23 protein-coding genes and 1 riboswitch are annotated in these 26619 nt (G+C 61.0%); of the genes, 13 read left to right on the top strand and 10 right to left on the bottom strand.

The genetic code is table 11. The features are described 5' to 3' along the window. Positions 1-468: 468 nt before the first annotated feature. From C6Y32_RS11180 to C6Y32_RS11170, 3 genes are all read right to left on the bottom strand, one after another. Positions 469-1218, bottom strand: a complete 750-nt coding sequence (locus tag C6Y32_RS11180) for a 5-formyltetrahydrofolate cyclo-ligase (RefSeq protein WP_105205341.1) — start codon at positions 1216-1218, stop codon at positions 469-471. A gap of 135 nt (positions 1219-1353) precedes the next feature. Next, positions 1354-1456, bottom strand: a riboswitch (purine riboswitch). 161 nt (positions 1457-1617) lie between these two features. After that, a complete protein-coding gene (locus tag C6Y32_RS11175) occupies positions 1618-3339 on the bottom strand; it encodes an ABC transporter ATP-binding protein (protein WP_105205340.1) in 1722 nt (573 codons plus the stop codon). 389 nt (positions 3340-3728) lie between these two features. Then, on the bottom strand, positions 3729-4004 hold the full coding sequence (locus C6Y32_RS11170) for a hypothetical protein (RefSeq protein ID WP_105205339.1): 276 nt from the start codon (positions 4002-4004) through the stop codon (positions 3729-3731). Positions 4005-4255: 251 nt separating this feature from the next. On the opposite strand from C6Y32_RS11170, the gene C6Y32_RS15140 reads away from it, so the two are divergent. Together C6Y32_RS15140 and C6Y32_RS11160 are read left to right on the top strand one after the other, a co-directional pair. After that, entirely contained in the window at positions 4256-4453 is a 198-nt protein-coding gene (locus C6Y32_RS15140; RefSeq protein WP_129589436.1) for a hypothetical protein, read from the top strand. A gap of 31 nt (positions 4454-4484) precedes the next feature. Continuing rightward, positions 4485-5072, top strand: coding sequence for a GNAT family N-acetyltransferase (locus tag C6Y32_RS11160; RefSeq protein ID WP_105205337.1), 588 nt, complete (start codon positions 4485-4487; stop codon positions 5070-5072). Positions 5073-5188: 116 nt separating this feature from the next. On the opposite strand, the gene C6Y32_RS11155 is transcribed toward C6Y32_RS11160, so the two are convergent. Both C6Y32_RS11155 and C6Y32_RS11150 read right to left on the bottom strand, forming a co-directional pair. Continuing rightward, entirely contained in the window at positions 5189-6760 is a 1572-nt protein-coding gene (locus C6Y32_RS11155) for a HAMP domain-containing sensor histidine kinase (RefSeq protein ID WP_105205336.1), read from the bottom strand. Beyond that, positions 6747-7427 carry a response regulator transcription factor gene (locus tag C6Y32_RS11150; protein WP_105205335.1) on the bottom strand — a complete coding sequence of 227 codons (681 nt, stop codon included), beginning with the start codon at positions 7425-7427 and terminating at the stop codon, positions 6747-6749. Before C6Y32_RS11150 ends, C6Y32_RS11155 begins: the two co-directional genes overlap by 14 nt. Positions 7428-7842: 415 nt before the next feature. On the opposite strand from C6Y32_RS11150, the gene C6Y32_RS11145 reads away from it, so the two are divergent. Next, positions 7843-9243 (top strand): MATE family efflux transporter, encoded by a 1401-nt coding sequence (locus C6Y32_RS11145; protein WP_105205334.1) that lies wholly within the window; start codon positions 7843-7845, stop codon positions 9241-9243. Between the two features lie 183 nt (positions 9244-9426). Here C6Y32_RS11145 and C6Y32_RS11140 read toward each other — a convergent pair whose 3' ends face one another. Continuing rightward, entirely contained in the window at positions 9427-10059 is a 633-nt protein-coding gene (locus C6Y32_RS11140) for a Crp/Fnr family transcriptional regulator (protein ID WP_129589435.1), read from the bottom strand. 283 nt (positions 10060-10342) lie between these two features. Between C6Y32_RS11140 and C6Y32_RS11135 the strand changes: the two genes are divergently transcribed. Then, positions 10343-11311, top strand: coding sequence for a nucleoside hydrolase (locus C6Y32_RS11135; RefSeq protein WP_105205332.1), 969 nt, complete (start codon positions 10343-10345; stop codon positions 11309-11311). Between the two features lie 42 nt (positions 11312-11353). Further along, on the top strand, positions 11354-12283 hold the full coding sequence (locus C6Y32_RS11130; protein WP_105205331.1) for a nucleoside hydrolase: 930 nt from the start codon (positions 11354-11356) through the stop codon (positions 12281-12283). 136 nt (positions 12284-12419) lie between these two features. On the opposite strand, the gene C6Y32_RS11125 is transcribed toward C6Y32_RS11130, so the two are convergent. Continuing rightward, positions 12420-14390: a right-handed parallel beta-helix repeat-containing protein gene (locus C6Y32_RS11125; RefSeq protein WP_105205330.1), complete on the bottom strand. Its 1971-nt coding sequence runs from the start codon at positions 14388-14390 to the stop codon at positions 12420-12422. Between the two features lie 462 nt (positions 14391-14852). On the opposite strand from C6Y32_RS11125, the gene C6Y32_RS11120 reads away from it, so the two are divergent. The 5 genes from C6Y32_RS11120 (at position 14853) to C6Y32_RS11100 (ending at position 19033) form a co-directional block, all read left to right on the top strand. After that, positions 14853-15500 (top strand): FMN-dependent NADH-azoreductase, encoded by a 648-nt coding sequence (locus C6Y32_RS11120; RefSeq protein WP_105205329.1) that lies wholly within the window; start codon positions 14853-14855, stop codon positions 15498-15500. Between the two features lie 83 nt (positions 15501-15583). Beyond that, positions 15584-16252 carry a deoxyribose-phosphate aldolase gene (gene deoC, locus C6Y32_RS11115; protein WP_105205328.1) on the top strand — a complete coding sequence of 223 codons (669 nt, stop codon included), beginning with the start codon at positions 15584-15586 and terminating at the stop codon, positions 16250-16252. Beyond that, complete coding sequence (locus tag C6Y32_RS11110) at positions 16252-16812, top strand: GNAT family N-acetyltransferase (protein ID WP_105205327.1); 561 nt, start codon at positions 16252-16254, stop codon at positions 16810-16812. Before deoC ends, C6Y32_RS11110 begins: the two co-directional genes overlap by 1 nt. Before the next feature lie 153 nt (positions 16813-16965). Further along, on the top strand, positions 16966-17667 hold the full coding sequence (locus tag C6Y32_RS11105; RefSeq protein ID WP_105205326.1) for a response regulator transcription factor: 702 nt from the start codon (positions 16966-16968) through the stop codon (positions 17665-17667). Continuing rightward, a complete protein-coding gene (locus tag C6Y32_RS11100; protein WP_105205325.1) occupies positions 17660-19033 on the top strand; it encodes a sensor histidine kinase in 1374 nt (457 codons plus the stop codon). Before C6Y32_RS11105 ends, C6Y32_RS11100 begins: the two co-directional genes overlap by 8 nt. Positions 19034-19166: 133 nt before the next feature. Here the strand turns inward: C6Y32_RS11100 and C6Y32_RS11095 are convergent, their stop codons facing one another. From C6Y32_RS11095 to C6Y32_RS11085, 3 genes are read right to left on the bottom strand one after another with little or no spacing between them, the layout of a single operon-like run. Further along, positions 19167-19847: a phosphoribosylanthranilate isomerase gene (locus tag C6Y32_RS11095; RefSeq protein ID WP_105205324.1), complete on the bottom strand. Its 681-nt coding sequence runs from the start codon at positions 19845-19847 to the stop codon at positions 19167-19169. Then, positions 19844-20935 (bottom strand): carbohydrate kinase, encoded by a 1092-nt coding sequence (locus C6Y32_RS11090; protein ID WP_105205323.1) that lies wholly within the window; start codon positions 20933-20935, stop codon positions 19844-19846. Before C6Y32_RS11090 ends, C6Y32_RS11095 begins: the two co-directional genes overlap by 4 nt. 12 nt (positions 20936-20947) lie before the next feature. Beyond that, entirely contained in the window at positions 20948-22258 is a 1311-nt protein-coding gene (locus C6Y32_RS11085; protein ID WP_164998240.1) for an amidohydrolase family protein, read from the bottom strand. A gap of 970 nt (positions 22259-23228) precedes the next feature. Here C6Y32_RS11085 and C6Y32_RS11080 point away from each other — a divergent pair. From C6Y32_RS11080 to C6Y32_RS11070, 3 genes are all read left to right on the top strand, one after another. After that, the gene (locus tag C6Y32_RS11080; protein WP_105205321.1) at positions 23229-24365 is read left to right on the top strand and encodes an MGDG synthase family glycosyltransferase; all 1137 of its coding nucleotides are present in this window, start codon (positions 23229-23231) and stop codon (positions 24363-24365) included. Between the two features lie 92 nt (positions 24366-24457). After that, a complete protein-coding gene (locus C6Y32_RS11075) occupies positions 24458-25174 on the top strand; it encodes a polysaccharide deacetylase family protein (RefSeq protein ID WP_105205320.1) in 717 nt (238 codons plus the stop codon). Further along, positions 25171-26253 (top strand): lysylphosphatidylglycerol synthase transmembrane domain-containing protein, encoded by a 1083-nt coding sequence (locus C6Y32_RS11070; RefSeq protein ID WP_105205319.1) that lies wholly within the window; start codon positions 25171-25173, stop codon positions 26251-26253. The genes C6Y32_RS11075 and C6Y32_RS11070 overlap by 4 nt, the downstream gene beginning before the upstream one ends. The last annotated feature ends 366 nt before the right edge of the window (positions 26254-26619 follow it).

The raw sequence follows: 26619 nt of genomic DNA, 5'->3' as shown, positions 1-26619 counted from the left end.
CTGGTCTGCCCATTGCGATAAGGATAGCGGCAGCATCAATAAACAGGCCGAGTGACGGCGTCCCAAGAGCAGCTTTGGCACTTTTTGCGCCGCTTGGTGGGGAGTAGAGACGACCGGTATGTAGCCAGCTGGACTGACCTATTTGCGCAAAAAAGAGGAAATAAGCACCCCCAGACCGTAAGAAATGCGGTACCGCCAAAAGCGACCGAGGGGCAGTGCCCCGAAGAGCAGTTCTTACACTTTTTGCGCCGCTTGGTGGGGAGTAGAGACGACCGGCGTGTAGTAACTGGACTGACCTATTGCGCAAAAAAGAGGAAATGAGCGCCCCAAGACCGTAAGAAATGCGGTGCCGCCAAAAGCGGCCGAGGGGCAGTGCCCCGAGAGCAGTTCTTACACTTTTTGCGCCGCTTGGTGGGGTGTATGGATCTGTGTGCGCTGAGATGGGGAGGACCTATTGCGCAAAAAGCTCTATTTGCAGAAATTGTCCATCCACAGCTCCTGCAGCGGGGGGATATCGTCTTTCATGCCGGGTGCCAACATGCTCCACAGCACGCCACCGGTGGGTTTGGGGAACTCGTTGCGGGTGCGGATGACCTGGGTGGGGGTGACGATGTAGTCGATAGCGGTGTCGTAGGGGCGCACATCCACCTCTACATCCACTACCTGGCAGTCGTGGCCCACAGCAACTACCGGGGTATTTACGTCGACGACGCCTTTGGTATAGAACATGGCCCACTCCAGATCAAAGTAGCCGTGGCCCTTACCAAAGCGGATGCCGCTGGGGGTGATGGCCGAGGCACCGGTGACCAGCAGGTCGATATGGCCGATCTCCTCGGCGATCTGCTTGAGCGACCGGTACTGCCAGAAGCGCTGGATGCCGTCGAGGGTGGAGGCCAGTTCTTCTTTGCCCTCGGGCACCCACTCGGGCCGCAGCAGAAACACGCCGCGGCGGATGCCGTAGGTGGTGATGAGCATGATCTTTTTGTCGCGGATGACCTGTTCGCGCAGCACCTCCAGATTGTTGTCGGGGGTGATGAACACGACTTCGGCGTTTTTGTAGATATCCTCTTTACAGAGGTTCTCGGCGCATTTATCGCTGCCCTCGTAATCGGTGATGAACTCGGCAAAATCCCAGCTGAAACGGGAGTCGGGGCGGGCCACCTTGCGCAGTTGTTCCCAGATCATTACCCGGGCGGTCTTGGCATCCATTTTCGACATGTTCTCTGTCTCCTTTTTTAAACTTTTCCGGCGCATGAGCCGCCGGAGCGCAAAATAAGGGCGCTCTAACCAGATCAGTCGAGCACCCCGCTTTAGACCAAAGCAAATAGTGGCGGCAGCCCCACAACCTGGGACCGCCCCCGCAAAGGTGCCCATAGCGCAGGTGATTTGCGGTCACCGCGTAGAGACTTCTGCGCCCTATTCGCAGACTTATATGGGCCATATGAATCTTACACGCCCATCATAGCACAGCCCGCCGCAGCCGCACAATGGGACAGTATACTAAAAAAGCGACGCGGTACGACAAAAAATATGGCGCAGTTGTAAAAGTGGCCGCACAGTAAAAACCGCCGCCGGCCCGGTGGGGGCCAGCGGCGGCAAAGGCGCGGCAGTGCGGGCTCAGCTGTCGAGCCCGATGAACTGCGACTGCCACAGCCGGGCGTACAGACCGCCGGCGGCCACCAGCTGGCGGTGACTGCCGGTCTCGGCGATGCCCTGCGGGGTGAGCACCACGATGCTGTCGGCGTTTTTGATGGTGGAGAGCCGGTGGGCCACCACCAGCGTGGTGCGGCCGTGGGAGAGATCGTTTAGGGCCTCCTGGATCAGGCGCTCGGTCTCGTTATCCAAAGCCGAGGTAGCCTCGTCCAGAATGAGGATCGGCGGATCTTTTAAGAATACCCGGGCGATGGATATGCGCTGTTTTTGCCCGCCCGAGAGGCGCGCGCCCCGCTCGCCGATATAGGTGTCGTAGCCGTCGTCCAGCCCCATGATAAAGTCATGGATGTTGGCCCGGCGGGCCGCCTGGTAGATCTCCTCGTCGGTGGCGTCGGGTTTGGCATAGGCGATGTTGTCGCGGATGGTGCCGGTGAAGAGAAATACATCCTGCTGCACGATGCCGATATTTTGCCGCAACGAGTGCAGCGTGTAGCTGCGGATATCCTGACAGTCTATCTCGATGGTGCCTTCGGTGGGGTCGTAAAAGCGGGGCAGCAGGTGGCACAGAGTCGTTTTGCCACCGCCGGAGGGGCCCACCAGCGCCACTGTCTGGCCGGCGCCGATGTGCAGATCAAGGCCCGAGAGCACCTCGGTATCGTCGTCGTAGGTAAAGCCCACACCGCGAAAGTCGATCTGGCCTTGGGCGCTCTGCAGCGGCTTGGCGCCGGGGCTATCCTGCTCGATGGGCTCCTCCATGATCTCGACAAAGCGCTTAAAGCCGGTCGCCCCCTGCTGGAACTGCTCTACAAACGAGATCAGCCGCTTGATGGGGTTTAAAAACATCGAGACGTACAGCAGATAAGCCACAAAGTCGCCGGTGGTGATTTTGCCGGCAAAGAGGAAGCAGGCGGCGGCGATGAGCACTACCACGTTGAGCACGTCGGTGAAAAAGCCGGTGCTGGCTGAAAATTGGCCCATCACGCGAAATGCCTCTGAACGGGCGGTGACGAACTCGCGGTTGCGGCGCTCAAATTTGCGCCTTTCGTTCTTTTCGCCGGTAAAGGCCTTGGCTACCCGAATGCCGGAGATGCTGTTTTCCAGCTCGGCGTTCACCTCGCCGGTCTTGATGCGGGTCTCGCGGAAGGCGGCGTTCATCCGCCGCCGCAGCTTGGCCACGATGTACACCGCCACCGGCAGCAGGGCAAAGGCGATAACGGTGAGCGGCACGTTGATGGTGCAGAGGATGGCAAACGAGCCGATGAGCATGATCAGCGAGATGAACAGGTCTTCCGGCCCGTGGTGGGCGAGCTCGGTGACGTCCATCAGGTCGTTGACGATGCGCGACATGACCACGCCGGTCTTGTTCTGATCGAAGTAGGAAAAAGACAGCTTTTGCAGGTGGTCAAACACCTCGCGGCGCATATCGGCCTGCATGCGAACGCCCATCACGTGGCCGTAGTACTGGATGATGTAGTTGAGCAGCGCCTTGAGTATGTACAGGCCAAGCAGCACCAGCACCCACACGATCATCAGCCGCAGCTGGCGATTTGGCACGTAGTCCTGAATGATGTTGCGGGTGATCATGGGGTAAAACAGGTCGCACACCGCCACGATCAGGGCGCAAAACATATCAAAATAAAAAAGTTTGCGGTGGGGTTTGTAATAGCCGATAAATCTCTTGATCATTCATCCATCCTCCGGGTCTGCACGATTCGTCAAAATACAGTACACATATGACCACCATTATAGGCGCTCTGGCGGTAAAAAGCAACGCCTGCGACCGGCAGGGGAAAAAGAACATGCGCCCCACTTGCCGGCACTGATGGCAAACGGAGCGCATGCTCTTTGGAAGTATATGAAAAAGTGTGGCGATGAAAAGAGATACTCTTTATCGCTGTCTATATACTAAAGGGGCTGTGTGAAAGCTGGGTGAAGAAACCGTGAAAAATCCGTGTTTTTTTGTCGGCGCCGGCCCACGGGGCGTATTGGCGGGGCCGCTGGCCGGTTTTACCGCCACCGACATAAAAGGGCCCCGTCTGCCACACAGTGGCAGGCGGGGCACGGGGGTGCTGTTTTTAGCTGGCGATGGATGTGCCGGGCGGGTAGAGGGTGGCCCCAGACACGCCCATCGAGCGGTCGAGTGCGCGCTCAAAACCGGTGTGCTTTTTGACCGGGCGCAAAAGCAGCACCAGCTCGGTGCGGCCACCATAGACGACCCGGCTCTCGACGCGGTGCCAGCGGCTAAAGCGCCGCACCAGCTCCAGTACGGCACACTCGGCGTCGGGGGTGTCGAGCTCCAGCACCAGCGTGTGGGGGGCACGGGGATAAGAGAACATACGGGCAAGAGTCATGGTGAAAGCCTCCTTTAAAAAGTGCGCTGCCGCAGCTTTGGTGTTTGACTTGACTACAGATTATAGCGTACTGCCGGCAGGTGACAGTTTTTTGAACGGTGAGAGAAGACTTTGTGAGCGCGCTGTTTTTTATAGGTAGTGGGCTGTACAGCGCCGCCGCCACCTGCTATACTGGTAAAAACTGCGGCGGGGCTGCCTGCTGCCGCCGCACAGCGTGCCGGCACAGCACCGGCGGGCAGGAGGAGAGGCCAATGAAAGAACACAGTGGACGGATACTTTTGAGTGTGGCGGCACTGCTTTTTAGCGTGCTGTCGGCGGCGCTGGGCTTTGGGCTGCTAGGCAGCATGACCGGCAGCCGCTGGTTTGAGATACTGTGCGGCTTTTGCTTTATTGCCGCCCCACTGCTGGTCATCCAGCTGGTGCTGGAGCTGTTTAAAAAAGAGCGGTGAGAGCCCCGCGTTTTAAAGAGGAGGAGAGGATATGACCCATCTGGGCACCGTGACGATCTATACCGACCGGCTCTGTCTGCGCCGGTTTACCGCTGCCGACAGTGGCGCCATGTATAAAAATTGGGCCAGCGACGAGCGGGTGATCCGCTTTCTGACTTGGCCGGCCCATGCCAGCAGCCAGGTGACAGCGCAGGTGGTGGCCGGGTGGCTGCCCAGTTATGACCGGGCGGATTTTTACCAGTGGGCCATTTGTCTGCGGGATGGCGGCGAGCCCATCGGCAGCATTTCGGCGGTAGACCAGCAGCCGGTGGTGTGCGGGGTGGAGATCGGCTACTGCCTGGGACACCGCTGGTGGGGGCAGGGGCTGATGACCGAGGCGCTGGCGGCGATCATCGACTTCTTTTTTACCCGGGTGGGCTTTTTGCGCATTGCCGCCGGCCACGACCTGCAAAACCCGGCCTCGGGGCGGGTGATGGTAAAGTGCGGCATGCAGCGTGAGGGAACGCTGCGGCAGGCGGGGCGCAACAACACCGGTATCGTAGATATGGCGGTATACAGCATATTGGCAGCAGAGCACCAAAAACACAGCGGCCAAAGCGGCGCCGATACGGCAGAGTAAGCTGCTGCTGTGGCCGCCCGGGCAGAAATAAAATGAGAGACAGACAGCGCGCCCAGCAGATGCTGGGCGCGCTGTCTATCTTATAGAAGGAGGACGACAAAGACACCGACCGGCGCCTACAGCCGCTTGAGTGAAAACCAGAAGCAGCTGCCCAGCCCGGGCTCGCTCTTGACCCCGTACGGGGTGTGGTGCAGTTCGAGACAGCCCTTGACGATAGAGAGCCCCAGGCCGGTACCGGCGGTGGGCCGCTTGTGGGCGCTCTCCCCTTTGTAGTAGCGCTCCCAGATGTGGGGCAGCATCTGCGGCTCTATTCCCTCACCGGTGTCGAGCACCTCGATGGTGACCATGTCCCCCTGCACCCGCTGGCGCACCAGCACCTGCTTGTCCGCGCCGGTGTAGGTGACGGCGTTGCCCACCAGGTTATACACCACCTGGTAGATCTTGTTCTCGTCGGCCTCTACCCACTGGTCCTCATCGCTGCCGCCCCGATCAAACTGCAGCTGATAGCCCTGCTCTTTGAGCATGGCTCCGTAGCGGGTGACCACGTTTTGCACCAGCTGGGTGAGATCGAAAGGCGAGGTGCTCAGCGTCTGCACCCCGGCCTGCAGCTGCGAGAGGTCCAGTGTGTCGGTGACCAGACTGCTCAGGCGGCGGGCCTCGTCGATGATGACCTGCAGGTTCTCCGGCGTGTTCTCGCCGGGCAGGTCGCGCATCACCTCGCCGTAACCGGTGATCAGGGTCAGCGGGGTGCGCAGATCGTGGGAGATGTTGGCGATGAGCTCCCGTCGCAGCCGCTCGATCTTCTGCAGCTCGCTGGCGGTGTGCTCCAGCGTTTGGCTGAGCTCGGCGATCTCGCGGTAGCCGGTCTGGTAAAACGAGGCCGAGTAGTCGGCGGCGGCCAGCTTTTTGGCCGCACTGTTGAGCAAGACGATGGGGGAAGTGATCTTTTTCGAGAGCAGCCAGGCCAGCAGGATCGAGAGCGCCACCAGCACTAAGCTGATGTACACCAGTTCGGTCTGGATGGCCTCACGAGTGCTGCTGACCGGGGTGATGACCGCGCTGGCCAGCAGCATATAGCTTTTATTCTGCTGTTGTACGGTGCCGCCCCACAGCATGGTCTGTACCCCGCCTTTGCCCGAGAGGCTGTCTTGCTGGGTGGGACCGACGACGCGCTCCTGCAGCTGGGGCAGACCGCCGTCTTCGCCCAGCTGCTCCTCCAGCCTGGGGGTGAGGTCCTGTACCGGCTGGTGCTCTTTTTGCCAGCTCTTGCCCGCCGCCGACCACATGGCCCACTCGTCGGTGAGGTCTACCAGCGGGTCCTCTGCCGAGAGCACTTTATGCCGCAGTGCCTGGGCACTTTGGGCACTGAGCTTGCCCAGGCTGTTTTGGGGCCCGGTGCCGGCGCAGCTGATGAGCACCCCGTCGGCGTTATACAGCGCAAAGCTCACCCCTTCCTGGGCGGCGATCTTCTCGAGCGTGTCGTCGATGTCGCTGCTGTCCTGTATCTGGCTGATGGCGCTGAGCGCGCCCGCGCGCAGGTGTTTTTCTTTGATAGAGCGGTAAAAGCTCTCTAAAAACACCACCTGAAACAGCCACAGCAGCGCCAGCGATACCACCACGAACCCCAAAAGATACAGCGACAGCTTGGCCCGAATACTGATCTGGCGCCTGGGTCTACTGGTCTTCAAAGCGATACCCCACTCCCCGCAGTGTAGTGATGAGCCCGGCGTGCTCCCGCAGCCGCTTGCGCAGCAGCTTGATATGGGTGTCCAGCGTGCGCTCGTCGCCGTAGAAGTCGTATCCCCACACGGCGGTGATGAGCTTTTCGCGGGTCAGGGCGATACCGCGGTTGCGCACCATGTAAAACAGCAGGTCGTACTCCTTGGGGGACATGTCCACCACCTCGCCGTCCACCTTGACCATGCGGGCGGTGAAGTCGACCACCAGGCCGGTGGTGGTGTAGATCTCTTTGCCGTCCTCCATGCCGGGCACGGCGCCGGCGGCCCGCTTGATGATGGCCGCCACCCGCATCATCAGCTCTTTGGGCGAAAACGGCTTGGTGACGTAGTCGTCCACCCCCAGCTCAAAACCGTGGATGCGGTCGAACTCCTCGCCCCTGGCCGAGAGCATGAGCACCGGAGTGGCGCAGAATTTGCGCAGCTCGCGGCAGGTGGAGAACCCGTCGAGCTGGGGCATCATGATGTCTAAGATGATGAGATCGAAGTGCTGGTCGCGGCAGAGCTCGATTGCTTCCAGCCCGTCGCCGGCCTCGGCCACCTCGTACCCCTCGAAGACCGCGTATTTGGCGATCAGCTGGCGGATCTTGGCCTCGTCGTCTACGATCAACAGCCGCATGAAAAATGCGCCTCCTCACACTGCCCGCCGCCGACAACGTGGCCGGCGGCAGCGCTTTTTTTGCTTATTGTACCACAGCATACAGTGCCTTTGTGAACAGTGGATGAAAAACAGCCGCTCGCGCCCGTATTTTGCCCGCGGCAAAGCCCCCCGCGGGGAGCCGTGGCCGACCCGAGACCACAGAACTGCCGCATGCCCTTCACCGCGCCCAAAATTTTCTTTTTCCCCGCTGTGTTGACATTTGCCGCAGATGGGCATATACTAGCTACTAGAAAGTAGTGACGCGCAGCGGCACTTCAAATTTGGCCCGGTAAGGCCAACTTCGAGGAACTCCGAAGAGAAACACGACCAACACCTTGTTGGTCGTCTTTTTTTGTGAGGGGTCCGCTGCGCTGGCAAAGGAGGATTAAAATTTATGTCTGAAAACAAAAAGGTCTCGGCGCCCGCCGCCGAACAACAGCAGAAAAACAAGATGGGCCATGCGCCTATGATGAAGCTTATCGTCAGCATGAGTTTGCCGGCCATTTTTTCCATGCTCATCCAGGCGCTGTACAACATCGTCGACAGCATGTATGTGGCCCAGATCGGCGAGAAGGCGCTGACGGCGGTATCGCTGGCTTTCCCGGTGCAGCAGCTGCTCATCGCCGTGGGTGTAGGTACCGGCGTGGGCCTCAACTCGCTGATCTCGCGCCGGCTGGGCGAGAAGCGCTTTGACGAGGCCGACAAGGCCGCCAGCCACGGCATGTTTCTGGGGCTGGCCAGCGGTATCGTGTTCGCCATTTTGGGGGCGCTGTTCATAAAGCCCTTTTTTGGGGCTTTTACCGGCGACGCCGAGGTCATTAAGATGGGTTGCGACTACGGGTACGTGGTGACCATCCTGTCGTTTGGCTCTTTCGTGCAGATCAGCTGCGAGAAGATACTGCAGGCTACCGGCAACATGATCTGGCCCATGATGTTCCAGCTCACCGGCGCCATCACCAATATCATCCTAGACCCCATCTTCATCTTCGGCTGGTTCGGCATGCCCAAAATGGGCGTGCTGGGGGCGGCGATCGCCACCGTGGCCGGCCAGATACTGGGCATGCTGCTGGGCATCTTCGTGCTGTTTAAAAAGGAGCACGAAGTGAAGGTGCACTTTAAGGGCTTTCGACCCGACGGCAAGATCCTCAAAGACATCTACCGGGTGGGCTTTCCCTCCATCATCATGCAGTCTATCGGCTCGTTTATGACCATGGGCCTCAACGCCATCCTCATCGGCTTCTCGCAGGCGGCGGTGGCGGTGATGGGCGTGTACAACAAGCTGCAGTCGTTCGTATTCATGCCGGTGTTCGGTCTCACCCAGGGCCTCATGCCCATCATGGGGTACAACTTCGGCGCCAAGAACAAAAAGCGGCTCATCAGCGCCATCAAGATCGGCGAGTGTATCGCCGTGGGCATCATGGTGCTGGGCACGCTGCTGTTTAACCTCTTCCCCCGGCAGCTGCTGCAGATGTTCAACGCCTCGGCAGATATGATGTCTACCGGTATCCCGGCCATGCACATCCTCAGCGCCTGCTTTATCACCGCCGCGGTGAGCATCGTGTTCTCCACCTCGTTTCAGGCCACCGGCCACGGCACGGCCAGCCTGTTCACCTCCATCCTGCGGCAGCTGGTGGTGATCCTGCCGGTCGCCTTCCTGCTCAGCCGCACCGGTCTGGGCGCCACCGGCGTGTGGCTGGCATTCCCCATCGCCGAGCTGGTGTGTATCGTCTTCTCGGTAGGGCTGTTCCGCCGCATCTACGACCAGGAGATCCGCTACCTGGGGGATGTGGACTAGCCTGCCATCGGCGCGCTGTCTGTCAGCTGCGATCAACCGGTCATCTAGCCGTGTGATCGTGATATAGAGAAGAGAGCCGGCCGAACGCCTATAGCGTTCGGCCGGCTCTCTTTATATTTTGGCGGGGCGACAGGCGCATGACAGCGGTTAACGCGCACACCCGTCAATAATAAAAGCGGTATATCAGCGAGAAACAGCGCGCGGGCGCTCGGCCGGGGGCAGCACCAACAGCCCGCCCCGGTAGCACAACCGCCCCTCGGCCACCAGCTCTTTTATGGTGCGGTTGAGGCTGCGCAGGCTGGTGCCCAACTGTTCGGCCAGCAGCTGCTTTTCAAAGCGCAGCACCCCGTCGGCCCCGCACTGCTCCTGCACCAGGCAGTACAGCCGGTCCCGCAGCGGCAGGGTCACCTGGGTCACTGCATTCTCGGTGAAGTAGCCCAGTTTTTGCGCCAAGCTGCCCACCAGATATTTGGCGAACTCAAAGTCCAGCTGCATCCATGAAAAAAAGGTATCGCGGTCCATGACCAGCAGCTCGCAGTCGCCCAGCGCGGTGATATCGCACAGGGCCGGCGTGTCGTCCACCACCTCCGCCTCGCCGATCAGGTCCCAGGGGCGGTAGATGGTGACCGCCATCAGCGAGCCGGAGGGCCCCACTGCCGACACCTTGCACATGCCCTGCAGCAGCACGTATACCGGGCCGCCGGTCTGGCCCATGTGCACCAGCTTTTTGCCGTGGCGCAGCCGGATGCGGGTAAACTTCTCCTGTACGCTGGCCGGGGCGCCGGCGAGCAGCGCCTCCATCGATCTTCGCGCCAATTTGTCACCCCCTGATGTGTGCGGGCCGGACCGCTGCCCGGTCTTGTGCTGCGCCTGTCGCCGCTGCGCAGATGTACTCTACCGCTTTAAGAGCGGCGGCCGCATGCGGGCCCTGGTCTTCTAAAAAAATGGTAGCACAGCCCACCCAAAAAAGCAACCGGACGGCGCGCCGTAAAAGTTGGGGACATCCGTCCTACCGGCGCCGGCAAAAAGGCTGGTATGATAGAGACAACGACCGGCGCCGGGGCATCCCCGGCGCGCCCAGACATAAGGAGGCAGAAAAGTGGCAAAGTACATTATCGACACCGATACCGCCAGCGACGACGCCGTAGCGCTGGCCATGGCCCTGAAAGACCCCAGCTGCAAGGTGGCCGCCATCACCGTGGTGGCCGGCAACGTGCCGCTGCAAACGGCGGTGCGCAACGCGCTGATCACCCTGGATATGGTGGGCGGCGACGACCTGCCGCCGGTGTACGTGGGCGCCGAAAAACCGCTCATCGGCCAGCGGCTCGACGCCTCGCACATCCACGGCCAAGACGGCCTGGGCGATATCGGCTACCCCGACCCGGTGCACCAGCCCGAAAAAGAAGGTGCGGTACAGGCCATGTTGCGCATCATCGATACCTGCGACGAGGATATCGAGCTCATCACCCTGGGGCCGCTGACCAACGTGGCCATCGCCATCACCCTGGAGCCGGCCATCATGAAAAAGCTGCGCCGCATCACCGTGATGGGCGGCAGCCAGCTGGGTTACGGCAGCCCTCGTGGTGTGTCGGAGTTTAACATCCTCTCCGACCCGGAGGCGGCGCAGATCGTCTGCCGCTTTGGCGTGCCCATCACCATGGTGCCGCTGGAGGTGTGTAAGCGCGCCGCCAGCCCCGATGACGACTGCCGCCTGAGCGCCGCCGAAATGGCCGCCATCAAAGATATCGGCACCGACCTGGCGCGCTTTTGCATCGACTGCAACAAAACGCTTATCGACTACAACAAAAAAGCCTATAAAAACGAGGTCCTGGGTCTGGCCGACCCCACCGCCGTGGCTGCTGCCCTGCGCCCGGGCCTTATAAAAGAGAGCTTTGCCTGCAACATCCAGGTGGATACTTCCGGCAGCCGCACCCACGGCCAGACCAACGCGACCCGCTTAAAAAAGACCATTATGGAGGGCATGGCCGAGCACCTGACCCACATGGTGGTCAAGACCATGGATGGGCCGGGCTTTAAGACCTACCTCTACGACATGCTCAAACGGTAAGGCCGCGTAGCCGGCAGAGACTTTGCAGAAAGGCTGAGTGCAATGAGAAGATTTATCATCGATACCGATACAGCCAGCGACGACGCTGTCGCGCTGGTCATGGCGCTGCGCGCCCAGAATATCCACGTGGAGGCCATCACCTGCGTGCACGGCAACGTGCCGCTGCAGGTGGCCTCCCGCAACGCCCGCATCTCGGTGCAAAAGGCGGCTACCTACCAGCCGCCGGTCTATCAGGGCCTGGCGATACCGCTGCTGCGGGTGCTGGAGCACCGGGCGGAGAGCGCTCACGGCGCCGACGGTCTGGGCAACATGAACTACCCCGAGCCGAATGTGCCGCTGGCCGACGGCAATGCGGTGCAGAAGATCGTGGACATCGTGGCCGCCGACGACAGCGGCGAGCTGGAGCTGTGCGCCATCGGGCCCATGACCAACATCGCCGCCGCCATCCTGCTGGCGCCCCGGGTGATGAAAAAGGTGAAAAACCTCACGGTGATGGGCGGCCAGTGGCGGATGATCGACGCCTTTACCCCCAACGCCGAGTTCAATATCGCCCTCGACGCCGAGGCGGTGAAGATCGTGCTGGAGAGCGGCATGCACACCACCTTCGTGCCCATCGATGTGTGCTACGGCCACACCGAGATCGACGCCGCCGACCGGGCGGTGCTGCGCAGCTACCACACCGAGGTGGGGGACTTCTTTATCGACTCCAACCGCTGCCTGCTGGAGATGAACCGTAACGCCTACGGCAAAGATATCATCTCCATGCCCGACCCCACCGCTATCGCGGTGCTCATCGACCCCTCCATCGTCACCGGCTCTTTCGAGGCCCGGGCCGATATCGAGCTGCGCAGCCCCGACGGCTACGGCCAGCTGCTCTACGACCTGGAAGCCGATGACAAAAACTGCACCGTCATCACCGAGATCGACGCGGCGAAGTTCAAAGAGCTGGTATTCGCCACCGCCAAGTACTAGTGTTTCGCCCGGCGGCACCGACCGCCGTTTACATCCCTCGTCTTATGCGCCTGTGCGCAAAAAGGGACCGGCCCCCACTGTGGGGCCGGTCCCTTTTTTAGCTGTCGCCCGGGTCTTGCTGCTGTCAGCGGGTAAATTAGCGACGGCGGCGCTTGCCGGCGGTGACGCCGACAGCCACCAGCGATACGGTGGCCAGCGCCAGCAGCGGCAGCGTGTGCTCGCCGGTGTCAGCCGCCTCGTCTGTCGGCGTCTGCTCGGCCGGCGGCTGAGTATCGTCTTTGTCGGGCTGCTCAGGGGCCGGGTCTTTTTCGTCGGGCTTTTGGTCTGGCTGCTCGGGCTCGGTGGCCGGGGCGGTGACCACAACGGCACAGCTGGCCGAGAGCTCGCCCACGGTGGCGGTAATGGTGGTCTCACCGGTACCGGTGGTGGTGATCAGACCGTCTTTTACCGTGGCGACCTGCTCGTTCGAGCTCGACCAGCAGAGCGGCAGCGTGGTGTTCGCGGGCTCTACCACAGCGCCGAGCCGGGCGGTGGCGCCCATCTCTAGTTTCAGTTCGGTCAGGTCCAGCTTTATCTCCAGCGCCCGGATCTCTACGATCTGGGGCTCATCGCTGGTGGCGGTAAATTTGTAGGTGATGTTGTCCTCCACCACCGTGATGGCCGCCTCGTCGCCGGCGGCATAGGTGTTGTCCACTCCTTTTAGCACCACATCGTCAGCGGCTACCTGGGCGCCGCCCAGCGCGTACACGCCCACGCTGCCGTGCGACCACTCGTTGTCGGCCTCATAAACGAGCTCCGAGATGGCTGTATTTTGTATCTGGGCACTGCCTTGGCGCACCACGATGCCGTTTTGGGCGATGATGCCCTGCTTGCCGGCCCCGCGGATTTCGCAGCCGGATACCGTGAGATGACCGCTGGTGTTTACGTCGATAGCCTGTTTTTGGAAGTCGGTGATGGCGGTATCCAGCACCGTCACGTCGCCGCTGCCCGCGGCCAATATGGCTTTGCCGCACTGTACGCCGCAGATCTTTTGGCCGTCTCCCTCACAGCGGATATCGGTGATGGCCACATCCTCGATGTGCAGATCGCCGCGGCCATACACCCCGTCGATGCCGCCGTGTTGGGCTGCGGGTCCGGCCACCGTCAGGTGGCACAGGGTCAGGTCACCGGCGCCGTACACCACCGGGTTGACGGTGCTGCTGCCGTAATTCTGGGGGTTTCTGGCCTGCTCGTCAAAGAGCAGGATGGTCCCATTGCGGGAGGAGCCCACCACCGTCAGGTCGCCTGCCGCCGACAGGTTGGCGCAGTAGGTGCCGTCATCCAGTTCCAGGCGGGTGCCGTCGGGCAGGCGGCTGACTACCTGCTGCTGCAGGTCGGCCACGCTGTCATCTACCTTGACGGTAAGACCGCCCCGCACCGCGAAACAGCTGTTTTGTGAGATGGGGCCATAGCCGCTGGCGGCGTACTCGTCGAGGCCGGTAAAATCGACGGTGACCCCGTCGAGGGCGATCGTGCCGCCGGCTACCGTGTCGCTGCGGGCGCTGATCCAGGAATGCAGCGACACGTTCTGCAGCACGGCGCTGCCCACGCTCCGGGCGCCGTTTTGCGGGTTAAAGTAGATCGAGCCGCTGTTGCCATCGCTGGTAGGCAGCAGCTCCAGGTCGCGCAGCGACACGTCTTGCCCCAGTACCTCAATGGTCTTGTTTACCTCCTGCTTGCTGTGCAGGTCGAGCCCCTGCAGGGTGACTCCGTCACCTTCCACCGTAATAAAGTTTTGGGTGGCCCAGGCGCCGTTGGCAGTCTGGTAGCTGCTGGTGAGCACGGTATCGCCGCTGCCGGTCACGGTGAGATCGTCGGCGGTGATGGGGAAGTAAAAGCCCCCCTGCCCACCGATCTGAATATCGGCGTACTGCGCCATCAGCTCCTGGCTGAGGTCGTATTCGCCGCTGGCCAGTACCCAGTGCTGGCCGTCTTGCTGCTGGCTGATCGCCTGTGCCAGTTCCTCGGCGGTATCGATGTACTTGGTGCCGCTGTCGGCGGCGGCCGCGGTGGCGGCGGTACTGCACAGCAGTGCGCCGGCCAACAGCAGAGCCATCGTCTTTTTCATTTTTTCCTCTCCTTCTCTCTTGTGCTGTCTTGTGCTGCTTTGTGTTGTCCTGTGTTGTGGGGCCGGGCGACAGTCCCCCACAGCAGAACGGTCTCATCGGCCAAAAAAGACCGATAAGGTGTACTTTTTCGTTCTTTTAAAAAAAGGGAGAAAATAGAAAAAGCAGGCCAGTAAAAAACTGACCTGCCATAAAAACGGCGGTATATGCCTATTTTTTGCGGCGAACGCAAAATCACAGTATATGCTTGCAACCATTATAGGCCGCCTTTATGTATAAGTCAATATTTTCCATAAAACCTGTGGCTTTTTGGCCTTTTCGGGCGCTCCAAAAAGTGCTCGGTCGCCCGCTCGCTGCCGGTCGCCTTTTCGATTGACTTTTCCGGTAAAAAGAGAAATAATAGAACCAGAGTACACCGCCGCCGGTATCTGCCGGCAGCAGACAGATAGGGAGGGCTTACCGCCGTGCAAACACTGCTCTACATCACCGCCAGCCACCGCCCCGACGATGTGTCGGTCTCCCGGCGCATCGCCGGGGCTTTCGTACAGATGGTACAGGGTGCCTGCCCCGACCTGTGTGTGCAGCAGCTGCACCTCGACGGCGCCAAGCTGCCCTATACCAGCCCGGCCATCCTGCAAAACTGGGGCCGTATCGGCAGCGGCGATGCGCTCTCTGATCTGGCGCCGGCCGACCGCGAGAACATCCGCCAGATGGAGCGCTTAACGGCCCAGTTTGCCGCCGCCGACCGGTATGTTTTTGCCGTGCCCCACTACAACCAGCTGGTCCCCTACGAGCTGGTGCAGTACTTCACTGCCGTGGTGCGGGCCGAGACCACCATGCATTTTGATGAGACCGGCTGCCACGGGCTGCTGCGGGGCAAAAAGGCGCTGGCGGTGTATGCCAGCGGCGGCCCCATGGCGGTAGACGGCCAGGCGGTAACGCTGGGGGACCAGTGGCTGCGCATGGTGCTGGCGGCAAACGGCGTAACCGACACCCGGGTGGTGGTGGCCGAAAACGCCGACTTTGTCGGCTACGGTGCCGGGCAGGACCGGCTGGTTGCCCAAAAGATCGAGCAGTGCCGTGCCGAGCTGGAGGATTTTTGCCGCGACTGAGCGCGGGGCGGCGATACACAGCGTATACGCGGCGGGCGGCAGCGCCCGCATCACTATAAAACGACAACGCGGGAGGACAGATCATGACCAGACAACAGATCCTGGCAAAGGTAGACCACACCTTATTAAAACCCGAGGCCACCTGGGCGCAGATAAAGACGCTGTGCGATGAAGCCGTGCAGGAGCACACCGCCTCTATCTGCATTAACCCGGTATATGTAAAGCGGGCGGCCGACTACCTCTGCGGGCGGGTGCCGGTGTGCACCGTCATCGGCTTTCCTCTGGGGGCCACCAGCACCGCCGCCAAGGTGGCCGAGGCCGAACAGGCACTGGCCGACGGCGCCGGCGAGTTCGATATGGTCATCCACATCGGGGCCCTCAAGGCCGGTGAGTACGAGCAGGTAGAGAGTGATATCCGCGCGGTAAAACAGGCGGTAGGGGATAAGGTCCTCAAAGTCATCATCGAGACCTGCCTGCTCACCGATGCCGAGAAAGAGAAGATGTGCGACATCGTCTGTAGCGCCGGGGCCGACTTTATCAAGACCTCTACCGGCTTTTCCACCGGTGGCGCCACCTTCGACGATATCGCCCTGTTCGCCCGCTGTGTAAAGGGCCGCTGCAAGATCAAGGCGGCCGGCGGCATCCGCTCGGTAGCGGATATGGAGAAGTTTATCGAGCTGGGGGCCGACCGGTTGGGCACCAGCTCGGCCATCAAGATCTTTAACCAGCAAGAGAGCGGCGGGGCGTACTAGTGGCGGGCAAAAAGCGCATCGCTGTCCCGGCGCTGCCGCCGCCCGCTGCGGCACTGCGCCGCTCCGGTGCGCTGTGCCCGGTGCGGGCCGACGAGAGCTGTGCCGAACAGATAGCCTGGATGATCGGCGTGTCGTTTGCCGCCCAGGCCAAAGAGCTGGGCCTCGACCGCCAAAGCTGCCCCGACTATGTGGCCTTCGAGACCGCCGCCGATGTGCGGCGCGACCTGGCTGGCGGCACCCGCGCCTACCTGTTTTACCTGGATGGGGTGCCGGTGGCCACCGTGCGCCTGCACATAGGCCCCGACGGCCGCACCGGTTCCATCGACCGGCTGGCGGTGCTGCCCCAGTACCGCGGCCGCGATCTGGGCGCCCGGTGCGTGTATTTTGCCGAGGGGGCACTGCGGGCACTGGGGGCCAAAAAGGTGCGGCTGAGCATCGTGGCCAGCTTTGCCAAGCTAGAGAGCTTTTACCACCGGCTGGGCTACGCCACCAAAGAGGATAAGACCTACCCCGGCCTGCCCTTTACGGTGCGCTATCTGCAAAAAAAGCTGCCCCGTTAAAAAAGGAACACACCTACTGCGCCCCCGGGACCGGATACTGCCCGGCCCGGGGGCTGCTGTGTGCCTATTTACAGCGCAGTGGGCACAATAGCCGTAGTGGCATCAATATCACAACAGCACAACAGCAAACGAGAGAAAGAGGAGGGCTGCCCGATGAACGCCGAGGGCAAGATGCGGGTACTGGTGGCTGACGACAGCCCCGAGATCTGCGATATCGTCGAGATACTGCTGCTGGGCGAGGGCTGCGAGGTGCTCAAGGCCGCCGATGGCCTGCAGGCCCTGCAGCTGGCCGACGACACCGTAGATCTGTACATTTTAGATGTGGTCATGCCGGGGCTCACCGGCATCCAGGTGTGTACCCACCTGCGGCAAAAGACCACCGCCCCCATCCTGTTTTTGACCGCCAAGACCCAGGAACAGGACAAGACCATGGGCTTTTCGGCCGGCGGTGACGACTACCTGGCCAAACCCTTTTCGTACGGCGAACTCATCAGCAGGGTAAAGAGCCTGCTGCGCCGCTACTACGTGTATAAAGGCAAAGAGGAGAGCCGCCGCCACCTGTTTACCGCCGGCGACCTGACGGTGGATACCGACTGCCACCAGGTGACGGTGGATGGCCGCCGGGTAGAGCTCACCGAGATCGAGTTTAAAATGCTGCTGCTGATGGTGCAGAACCGGGGGCGGGTGTACTCGGCCCAAACGCTGTACGAGCAGATCTGGGGCGAACCCTATTTTTACACCGCCAACAACACGGTGATGGTGCACATCCGCAACCTGCGCAAAAAGCTGGAGCGCGACCCCCAGTCGCCCCAGTACATCCAGACGGCGTGGGGAAAAGGTTACTACGTTGGCTGAGCGCCGGCGGGCGCGCCGCCGCAACCGCACCAAGCTGGAAGTCACCGCCATCGGCGCGCTGGTGGTGTCGCTGCTGCTGGCCGCCGCCATCGGCTTTGCCGTCTACTTTGCGCTGCACCTCATCCCCGACAGCCCCCGCGGCGACAGCGCCGGCAAGCGCGAGGAACTGGTGTACCTGATGAAAGACCTGCAGGAGTACGTGACCGACGAGGGGCTGACCTCCCAGAGCAAGCAGGCCATCGTCCGCTGGAACCGGCAGAACTGGTACGTGTTCATGCGCATCTATAAGGGCGGCGAGGTGGTGTACGACAGTCTCAGCTTTCAAAACGATCTCACCGGCACCGAGCACGCCTCCCAGCCGCTGCTGCCCTATCAGCACGTGTACGACCTGCAGTTTGCCGACGGCAGCGCCAAGGTGGTGGTGACCGCCTTTTTCCGCACCCGGTACGAGGTGTTGCTGCGCTCGGGCTGCTATGCGCTGGTGTTCTTTTTGTTTTTGGTGTTCTTCACCAGCTGGTTCAAAAAGAAGATCCGCTACCTGGGGCGCATCGAGCAGGGTATCGGCATTATGGAGAGCGGCTCGCTGGAGTACCGCATTCCGGTACAGGGGCGCGACGAGCTGGCCTCGCTGGCCCACAGCATCAACGATATGGCGCAGGCGGTGCGCGAGCGCGGCGAGCAGCAGGCGGCGCTGGAGCGCGAGAACCGCGAGATCATCGCCTCGGTGTCCCACGATATCCGCACCCCGCTGACCTCGGTCATCTTCTATTTGGATTACATCGCCGACGGCCGCTGTAAAGATACCGCCGAGCTGCGGCAGTTTGCCAGCCGGGCCTCAGACCAGGCCCACCGCCTCAAAGATATGACCGACGACCTGTTCGAGCACACGCTGGTGCAAAACGAGAATATCCCGTTTCGCTTTCAGCTGCTGGACGGCCAGCTCATCGAGCAGTGTGTGCAGGAGTGTCTGTGCGCGCTGGGCGACCGGGGCTTTACGGTACAGCTGCAAGACGAGACCGACCGGGCCTATACGCTGTGGGCCGACCCGGGCCGGGTGCGGCGGGTGTTTGACAATCTGGCCCAGAACATCGTCAAGTACGCCGACGAGACCCAGCCCATCACCGTGCAGGTGCTGCTGGACCGGCGGCGGGTGGCGGTGCGCCAGCGCAACGCGATAAAGCCCGGCAGCGATACCGGCGGCACCGGCCTGGGCCTGCGCACCTGCCGCCGTATCCTGCAGCGCCACGGCGGCAAGCTGCTGTACAGCCAAGAAAACGGCTGCTTTTCGGCACTGGCCGTGCTGCCGGTAGACCGAAGCACCCCGCCTAAAGGGGCGGGCAGCGTATTTTTGCCAGAGCGCACATGATCGCCACCGCCCGCAGCGGCTAAAAGCACAGCGCCCCCTGACAGATGTCAGGGGGCGCTGTGCTTTTAGGAGAGGTAGAGAGCTCGGCGCCCCGCCGCCGGGGAACCGGGGCGAGCCGAGCGCAGGCGGTCAGCTACTGCGGGGCGGCGCGGTCTGCCAACCGGCAAAACAGCCACACCTGTTCCAGGTCTTTGGCGCGGTCGCCGTCGGGGCGGGGGCAGTTGGTCTTGGTCATCGAATCCACCCCCCAGGGGCGCACCTTGCGAATGGCCTGCTGCACGTTGTCGCAGCCCAGCCCGCCGGCCAATACCACCGGCACGCCGCAGGAGTCGACGATCTGCCGGCTGATGTTCCAGTCGTGGGTCCGGCCCGAGGCGCCAATTCCCTTATCAGAGCTGCTGCCGGTATCGAGGATGAGGTAGTCGACAAAGCGGCCAAATGTCTTGGCCTGCTCGATGGCGGTGGCGTCGACCACCTGCACGGCCTGCATGATCTTCATAAAGGGCAGCTCCCGCTTGCAGGTGGCCACCAGCTCGCGGTCGGCGCAAAATCTGTCGCCGCTGATGTGCAGGATATCCGGTCTTAAAAGGCGTGCCTTTTCCAAAATGACCTGCGGGTCGTTTTCCAGGGCGATGACGACTACTTTACAGCGGTCTTTGACGTCGGCGATGATCTGCTGTGCGCGCGCATAGCTGATCTCGCCTACCGAGCCCCGGGGGCGTGCGACCGGGTTGAGGCCCAGAACGGTGACCCCGGCTTCGATACAGGCGTTGGCCTCTGGCAGCGACACGATGGGGTAGATCTGTTTGATCATGATTGTCCTCCCTGAAATTCTAAGATCTTCTTGGCGCAGAGAGCCGGATTGATGGCGCTGTCACACTGTAGCGTCAGCGCGGCGGCACTCTGCGCATAGGCCACGGTATGCGTCAGCGAGAACTGGTTGAGCGCCCCGTAGATGATAGCGGCGCTAAAGGCGTCGCCGGCGCCGTCGGTGCTGGCGATATGTGCTACGCTGGGGGCGGGCATGCGCACCTTCTGCCCCTTTTGGTTCTGGGCGTAGGCGCCGCGCTCGCCCAGCGTGATGAACACCTGCTGTACCCCGTGCTCCAGCACCCAGCGGGCGCTCTTTTCCAGGTCTTTCTCGCCGCGCAGTTCAATGCCGGTCAGCGCCTGTATCTCAAACTCGTTGGCCTTTAGGGTGTGTAGCCGCCCCAGCAGCGGCTGCACCTTGGGCACGTACTCAGAGGACACCACGTCCACAAAACAGGGCACGCCCTCGATGTGCAGCAGGTAGTCGAGGCTCTCCTTTGGCAGACAAGGTGAGAGCACCAAAAAACGGGCTCCCTCGATCACCGGCCGCTTAGACTGAAAATACGCGCGGGTGAGCAGCTGCGACAGGTGCATATCGGTCACTCCCAGGGCCAGATCTCCGTTTGGCTGGTGCAGCGAGATGTAGGTGCAGCTGGCCGCGCCTTTTACCACCTGCACGTGGTCCATGTCGATGCCCGCCTGCCGGCTGGCCTTGATGAGAAAGCGGCCGTTGCCGTCGCTGCCCACGTTGGTGAGCATCTTGGTGTTGATCCCCTGCCGGGACAGGTTCTCGCAGATGTTGCGGGCCACGCCGCCGGCACTCATCTTGACCACTGCGTTGGGGTTTTTGTTGTGCATGGCCAGCGGCGCCGAGGCAAAGGCGGATACATCCACGTTAGAGGTGCCGGCGCAGACCACATAGTCGCGGTTAAAGATGTAGCCGCGGCCGGCGATATACCCCTTGCTCTGCAGGTTGCTGATATGCGCCGAGATGGTAGAGCGGGCCACGCAAAAAGCCTGGGCGATCTCGTCCTGGGTGGCCATAGGATGTGCTTTTAAATAGTTGAGGATCTCAAATTCTCGTTTGGTCATGGTGGTCCCTCCTTATAATAGGCCGGCGTCGGCGGCGATGCGGGCGGCGCGCTGCTGTACCTGCCGCGCCACTGCGGGGTAGTCAAAGGTGCGGACCTGTCGCTCGTACATCAGCCACTTGCCGGCGACCATAGTGCTCTGGACGTTTTTGCCCGACAGGCTGTACAGCAGATGAGCGGTCTCCTGTGCCGCGGTGGCGTGGTGGGGCACGGCGTTGGCAAAGGCGTCGTCAAACACCACCAGGTCGGCCTGGTAGCCGGGCATCAGGCGGCCTAGGCAGTGCGCCATACCAATAATGTCCGCCGCCTCGGCGGTGAGCATGGCAAGCCCCTGCTCGGCGGGCATCAGCGCGGCATCCCGGTGCATCGTCTTTTGCAGCAGCAGGCCGATCTTTGCGTCTTGCAGCAGGTCCAGTGCGTTGTTGCTCTCGGCCCCGTCGGTGCCGAAAGCGGTGGGGATACCGGCCTTTATAAAAGGGGCGATGTCGGGGATACCGCTGGCCAGCTTCAGGTTGCTCACCGGGCAAAATACAGCCCCCACCTGGTGCTTGGCAAAGATGTCGATATCCTGTGGGCTCAGGTAGATGTTGTGGGCGGCGATGACCCGGTTTTCAAACAGCCCGGTCTCTTCCAGCAGTTGGGTGCTGGTGGTGCCGTATTTTTCCCGTATGCAGTCGACTTCGCTGCGGGTCTCGCCGATGTGGGTGTGCACCATCACTCCCATCTCGGCGGCCAATGCGGCAATGCGGCGGTAGGTGCGGGGCGACTCGGTGTACGGGGCGTGAGGCCCAAAACAGGGGGTGATCCGCTCGTCGTGGCGGTATTTTTCAATAAAATCCACCGCCGTCTGCAGCGTGTCTTTGCTCTCGGGCGAGGGGTGGTCAAACACGGTGGCGCCGATCACCGCCCGCATGCCGCTGCGCTTTACCGCCCGGGCATTGCAGTCGGCGTAATAGTACTGGTCCACGGTGGTGGTGATGCCGTTTTGTATCTGCTCGGCACAGCTCAGCAGGGCAGCGCAGTAGGCGTCCTCCCCGGTCATATGGGCCTGGGCCGGCCACATCGCCTGCTGCAGCCAGTCCATCAGCGGCAGATCGCTGCCCAGATCGCGGTAGAGCACACTGGGCAGGTGGTGGTGGCAGTTGATGAGCCCCGGTGCCACCAGTTTCCCGCGCAGCGAGATCTGCTCGCCTTCTGCCGGACAGATCTCCGCCGGGCCGATCTTTTTGATGATGCCGTCCTTTATGACGATGTTGGCCGCCGGGTAGTAGGGGCACTGCTCGTCGCCGGTGATGACGCGGCAGCCGCTGAGCGTATAGGTCATGGGGAATACCTCCTTTTGAGTAAAGCATAAGGGAGGCGGCCAGAGATTACAATAAAAAGGCCTAAAAATAGTCATTTGACTATTTTTAGGCCTTTTTATTTGCTATGGGGGGATGTGATGTCGGCCAAAACCCAACAAAATGTCGGCCCCCAAAAGCGTCGCCGCCGGGTACCCGCCGCCCATATGGATGCGCTGCTTTATCTGTTTTGGCGGGCCATGTTTTCGTTCTGCGGCGCGCAAACAAAAGACGCCCCACGTCCATAAGATATGCGCTCCTCCAGTGAAGTGGAGTGCAAAGTATATAGAACAGACGACCCAGGCAAAAAAGCGGTGCTTTTGGCGACAGAGTCGGCAAAAGAGGCGGCCGGGCTTGGGCCGCCAGCATTTTTGCACTTTTGGCGCAACGCGGCGGGGAGCGGTATCCCGCTATACACACAAGCCCTATTTGACCTCTCGCGCCCCCTGAGCGTAGCAGACAGCAATAGTTGGTGGCAAAAAAGCGGTGCTTTTGGCGACAGAGTCGGCAAAAGAGGCGGCCGGGCTTGGGCCGCCAGCATTTTTGCGCTTTTGACGCAACCAGGCGGGGAGCGGTATCTCATTAAATGCACAAGCCCTATTTGACCTCTCGCGCCACCTGAGCGTAGCAGACAGCAATAGTTGGTGGCAAAAAAGCGGTGCTTTTGGCGACAGAGTCGGCAAAAGAGGCGGCCGAGCTTGGGCCGCCAGCATTTTTGCACTTTTGGCGCAACGCGGCGGGGAGCGGTATCCTGCCAGATACACAAGCCCTATTTGACCTCTCGCGCCAAAAGCCGTTCAAGAATTTTGCAGTGAAATAATTAAGAATTCTTCAGATTTGATTAAGCCGGATTTTAGATTTGGGGCCTATACTAAAGACAGTCAAAAAAGAGTGGGCGTCTGGCACGCGCCCCAGCGATAATTTGGAAGTTTTGAAAAAGAGGAGGCGGGCGCTGTGAATGTACTGGTACTCACTGGCCGGTTCGGCATGGGTCATTTTTCAGCGGCAAAAACACTGGCAGAGGAGATATGCGCGCAGTTTGACGACGTAAACGTCACCGTGCAGGATATCTTCGACTACACCATCGGCACAGCTGCCGACAAGCTGTACAGCGCCTATGCGCTGCTGGCCGACAAAGGCGCGCCCATCTATAACCTCTACTATAAATTGGGCGAAAATCAGCGCGGTGCGGTGCGGCCGCCGTTTTACCACTATTTCGCCGCCAAGCTGGTGCAGCTGATGGACGCCGCCCAGCCCGACCTGATCGTCTCCACGCTGCCGTTTTGCTCGCAGCTGGTCAGCCGCTACAAAGAGCGGGAGCACAGCGATATTCCCCTCATCACCTGCATCACCGACGTGAGCTCGCACCGGGAGTGGATCAACCCCCACACCAACGTGTACCTGGTGGCCTGTGACTCTATCCGCCAAAGCCTGATCGAAAAAGGGGTGTCGCCCGAGCGCATCCTCATCAGCGGCATTCCGGTCAAGGAGCAGTTCCACTCGGCGCTGCGGGCCCCCCGTACCGGTAAGCGGCTGCTCATCATGGGCGGTGGCCTGGGCCTGCTGCCCAAGTCGCGCAGCTTTTACCAGGGCCTAAACGACCTCAAGGGGGTCACCACCACCATCATCACCGGCAACAACCACGAGCTGTACCAAAAGCTGCACGGCAAGTACCCCCATATCGAGGTGGTGGGCTACACCGACCAGGTGTATCGCTACATGCAGCAGGCCGATGTGGTCATTTCCAAGCCCGGCGGGATCACCCTGTTCGAGACGGTATTCTCCGAGCTGCCCATTCTGGTGTTCGCCCCGTTTTTGCAGCAGGAGGTAAAAAATGCCGGCTTTATCCAAAAGCAGCAGATCGGGCTGGTACTGCCCAAAAAACCCCAGCGCTGCGTGGCCGAGATCGGCCGCATCATGAGCGATGAGCGGCAGCTGCGCACCCTGCGTCAAAATGTGCGGCGGCTCAAACAGTCGGTAGACCCGCAGGCCATCGTCAAAACGGTGTCCCAGTACCGCACCGGCACCTACCGCCCCGGCCAGCCGGCAGCTGTCAGCTACCCGGCAGCGGCCCAGTGGGTGGCCCAGTAAAACAGCAACAACAGCACCCCAACTTTTTACTTTTATAGATCGCGCCGCACCGGCGGCCCCGCCCGGGCACAGACAGGAGAGAGACGACGACTATGGCAAAACACAGCTTATTGCTCACCGCACTGGGTGTCACCGCGGCCTGCGCCGCCGGCTACACGGTAGTGCCCACCATTTATAACAAGCGCATCCGCCGCGACATGGTGCGCACCATCCCCCAGCAAAACGCCGTCATGCTCACCTTCGACGACGGGCCCGACCCCCGCTATACCCCGGCGCTCTTAGACCTGCTCAAAAAAGAGGAGGTCCACGCCACCTTTTTCGTGGTGGCCGACAACGCCCGCGAAAACCCCGCGATCATAAAGCGCATGCAGGCAGAGGGCCACACCGTGGCGCTGCATGCGCTCTCGCACCGCTGCGCCTGGCTGAGCAGCGGCCGCTACACCCAGTACGAGTTCGCGCAGAGCGTGCAGATACTGGCCTCTATGGGGGTAACGCCCCGCTACTACCGGCCGCCGTGGGGCTACACCAACCCCCACACGCTGCCCACGGCCCGGCGCTACGGCATGCGCCCCATCCTGTGGAGCGTGATGGCCGAGGACTGGAGCGCCCGCTCCACCGCCGACGTCATCACCGACAAGCTGCTGGCGCGGGTCAAAGGCGGCTCAATCATCTGCCTGCACGACGCGGGCGAAAATTCCGGCGGCGCTCCCGGCGCCCCAGCGCGCACCATTCAGGCGCTGGCGCGGGTGCTGCCCATCTTAAAGGGGCGGGGCTACCACTTTGTCACCCCGCAGCAGGTGCAGCTATGAGCGCTATCGTCGAGGACAAGAAAAAATATCTGGGCAGCCTTCTGTTTTTGGCCGCTCTGATCGGCGCTACCTTCTACGTGTTTTTAAAGGGCAACGACCTGGGCGCGCTGATGGCGACCGTGCGCGCGGTAAACCCGGTGTGGCTGTTGGCGGCAGTGGCCAGCATGTTCCTCTATATCGCCAGCGAGGCCACCAGCATCAAGATCGTGCTGGGGTCGCTGGGGCGCAAGCTGCCCTTTTTGCGCTGCTACAAATACAGCTTTATCGGCTTTTACTACAGCTCCATCACGCCGTCGGCTTCCGGCGGGCAGCCCATGCAGCTGTACCACATGAAAAAAGACGGCGTTAATCTCTCCCACTCCTCGCTGACCATCCTCATCCTCATCTCGGTGTACCAGGTGGTACAGCTGGGGTACGCGCTCGTCACCTTTTTGCTGCGCCCCCAATTCGTGGGGAAAAACGCCGGCGGCATCTGGGTGCTGCTGCTCTACGGGGTGGTCATCAACGTCATCCTGCTGGGGGTCATCCTCACCGCCGTGTTCTCGCAAAACCTGGCCCGCCGCATGGTGCGCTGGGGGGTGCGGGTACTGCACAAGCTGCACATCTTAAAAGACCCGCAAAAGCTGCTCGACAGTGTCGACGAGCAGATCAGCGAGTACCGCGACGGCGCCAAATATCTGCGCCAAAAACCCGGTATCCTGCTGGGGGTGTTGCTGGCTACCATCTTCCAGCTCAGCTTTACCTATCTGGTGCCCTACTTCGTGTACCGCGCCTTTGGCTTTACCCAGTTCGGCATGGTCGAAGTGTTGGCCATGCAGGCCATTTTGGCGCTGGCGGTGGGCTCGCTGCCGCTGCCCGGTGCGGTGGGCGCTTCCGAGGGCGGATTCATGACCCTGTTTAAGATCTTTTTCCCCACCGCCGCCCTGCTGCCGGCCATGATGCTCAGCCGCGGCATCAGCTTTTACCTCATGCTGCTCATCAGCGGCGGCGTGGCGATCTTTGCCCAGCTGGGCACCATACGCCGGGCAGTGGGCCCGGCGGCCAAACCTTCCTCCAGCCGTGACTGCTGCGGCCACTGACCGCAGTTTCACCTTTCACAATCACCTTATTATATCTCAAGATCCAAGCGCTGCGGGCCCGCACCTGTTCCCTCACAGGTGCGGGCCCGCAGCGTTTAGAGAAGATACCTAAAGTCACATATTGTAAAAATAAAATAGACATTTTGCAGGAAAGCTTGACATAATTATATAATTTGTTAAAATATAACTATACTTTTCCGTTCTAAAAAGTAAATATTATATAAATAGCAATTTATAGGGCGATCTGTGAAAAACAGATCGCCTTTTTTGTGCATATACTCCAATATTAAAAATGAATGAAAAAGTATGGTTATACCAGCAGCCCGATGTGCGCCGTCATAGACGGCGCCTCTTTGGGTATGGGCG

The organism is Neobittarella massiliensis (ex Bilen et al. 2018) (genome assembly GCF_900289145.1).
Taxonomy (GTDB): domain Bacteria; phylum Bacillota; class Clostridia; order Oscillospirales; family Ruminococcaceae; genus Neobittarella; species Neobittarella massiliensis.
The sequence above is the reverse complement of the archived record's forward strand: the minus strand, read 5'-3'. Positions and strand labels throughout refer to the sequence as shown.

Bases quoted from the DNA above. Each gene is read 5' to 3' on its own strand.
- C6Y32_RS11180 (WP_105205341.1), bottom strand. From the start codon at position 1,218: ATGTCGAAAATGGATGCCAAGACCGCCCGGGTAATGATCTGGGAACAA.
- C6Y32_RS11160 (WP_105205337.1), top strand. From the start codon at position 4,485: ATGACCCATCTGGGCACCGTGACGATCTATACCGACCGGCTCTGTCTG.
- C6Y32_RS11145 (WP_105205334.1), top strand. From the start codon at position 7,843: ATGTCTGAAAACAAAAAGGTCTCGGCGCCCGCCGCCGAACAACAGCAG.
- C6Y32_RS11075 (WP_105205320.1), top strand. From the start codon at position 24,458: ATGGCAAAACACAGCTTATTGCTCACCGCACTGGGTGTCACCGCGGCC.
- C6Y32_RS11150 (WP_105205335.1), bottom strand. From the start codon at position 7,427: ATGCGGCTGTTGATCGTAGACGACGAGGCCAAGATCCGCCAGCTGATC.
- C6Y32_RS11090 (WP_105205323.1), bottom strand. From the start codon at position 20,935: ATGACCAAACGAGAATTTGAGATCCTCAACTATTTAAAAGCACATCCT.
- C6Y32_RS11070 (WP_105205319.1), top strand. From the start codon at position 25,171: ATGAGCGCTATCGTCGAGGACAAGAAAAAATATCTGGGCAGCCTTCTG.
- C6Y32_RS11170 (WP_105205339.1), bottom strand. From the start codon at position 4,004: ATGACTCTTGCCCGTATGTTCTCTTATCCCCGTGCCCCCCACACGCTG.
- C6Y32_RS11125 (WP_105205330.1), bottom strand. From the start codon at position 14,390: ATGAAAAAGACGATGGCTCTGCTGTTGGCCGGCGCACTGCTGTGCAGT.
- deoC (WP_105205328.1), top strand. From the start codon at position 15,584: ATGACCAGACAACAGATCCTGGCAAAGGTAGACCACACCTTATTAAAA.
- C6Y32_RS11130 (WP_105205331.1), top strand. From the start codon at position 11,354: ATGAGAAGATTTATCATCGATACCGATACAGCCAGCGACGACGCTGTC.
- C6Y32_RS11175 (WP_105205340.1), bottom strand. From the start codon at position 3,339: ATGATCAAGAGATTTATCGGCTATTACAAACCCCACCGCAAACTTTTT.
- C6Y32_RS11095 (WP_105205324.1), bottom strand. From the start codon at position 19,847: ATGATCAAACAGATCTACCCCATCGTGTCGCTGCCAGAGGCCAACGCC.
- C6Y32_RS15140 (WP_129589436.1), top strand. From the start codon at position 4,256: ATGAAAGAACACAGTGGACGGATACTTTTGAGTGTGGCGGCACTGCTT.
- C6Y32_RS11085 (WP_164998240.1), bottom strand. From the start codon at position 22,258: ATGACCTATACGCTCAGCGGCTGCCGCGTCATCACCGGCGACGAGCAG.
- C6Y32_RS11105 (WP_105205326.1), top strand. From the start codon at position 16,966: ATGAACGCCGAGGGCAAGATGCGGGTACTGGTGGCTGACGACAGCCCC.